Source organism: Providencia sp. 6390, assembly GCF_058148425.1.
Genome location: NZ_JBYVYL010000040.1, coordinates 1 through 306, shown reverse-complemented (window position 1 = coordinate 306; position 306 = coordinate 1). Strand labels below are relative to the sequence as shown.

Sequence of the window (306 nt, the reverse complement as noted above, 5' to 3'; positions counted from 1 at the left end):
CATTGCTCGTGAAGACGACGCAGGCGATACCCGACTGGTGGCTTACCTCTGCCCACAAGGCGGTATCACGCTTGAACCTGCCGAGCTGCGCGAGCAGCTCTCGCTGCACTTGGCCGACTATATGCTCCCATCCGCCTTCGTGATGCTTGAAACATTCCCCCTGACCCCTAACGGTAAGCTTGACCGTCAAGCACTGCCTAAACCTGACCAGTCTGCGGTGGTGACTCGTGGTTATGAGGCGCCTGTCGGCGATATTGAAACATCATTGGCTAAAATCTGGCAGGAACTGCTGGGGTTAGAACGAGT

1 protein-coding gene is annotated in these 306 nt (G+C 56.2%); it reads left to right on the top strand.

From position 1 onward, the window contains the following. Positions 1-306: AMP-binding enzyme (locus tag AC3Z9T_RS21430; protein ID WP_490128070.1), on the top strand; the 306-nt coding region annotated here is incomplete at both ends.